The following is a 611-nucleotide window of genomic DNA, read 5'->3' as shown; positions in this document are numbered from 1 at the left end:
AATGTTTTCACCAGAAACGCTCATGTTCATTGTTTCATCTGATTGAATCATTTGATAGTTTCGCAAGCCCTTATACCGTTCATGATAGGGTTTTCCTTTAATGTATAAATAAAAGTCATCCGTCTCAATAACAACTAATTCTGCATCATCATTACCCGATCCAGAAGGAAGTAAAGCCATCTGATTGTCCCCTCCCCAACATTTCATGAATTTTCTTGGCTGACTTAGGATATTTAGCATTTTTAATAACTTCTGCTTGGTTATCAGGTTCAATTTCTTCAAATTGGTGACTGGTACAAAATTGATATAGTCCCTTGAGCACTTCAAATGCCTGTGTTTCACTAGCTGTAATTCGTGGTAAGATCTTCTGATGCAACTGATAATCAAAGGCTTTATCAAACTTCATTAGGTACCTGCTATAAATTAAATAAAAGCAAATTTCATCTCGGACCCTATAGCCAATATGCGCCTGAATTGGTGATAACAATTCATTAATTTCAATCAGTCTTTCGGTAACATCATGAATAATACTTTTATGTTTACTATAAGCATCCTTCAAATATAAAAACTGTGACTGGATTCGTTCATTATTTAGAAGCTTAGGTTGCGCC

At 34.9% G+C, this 611-nt stretch carries 2 protein-coding genes; both read right to left on the bottom strand.

The genetic code is table 11. The features are described from left to right. Nucleotides 1–180: hypothetical protein (locus AC3G7N_RS21680; RefSeq protein ID WP_489424199.1), on the bottom strand; the 180-nt coding region annotated here is incomplete at its 3' end. After that, nucleotides 152–611, bottom strand: a 460-nt coding sequence (locus AC3G7N_RS21675; protein ID WP_489424198.1) for a DUF8727 domain-containing protein, incomplete at its 5' end; no start/stop codon positions are given. The genes AC3G7N_RS21675 and AC3G7N_RS21680, both read right to left, overlap by 29 nt.

The sequence above is a fragment of the Virgibacillus carmonensis genome, from assembly GCF_057836705.1.
The sequence above is the reverse complement of the archived record's forward strand: the minus strand, read 5'-3'. Positions and strand labels throughout refer to the sequence as shown.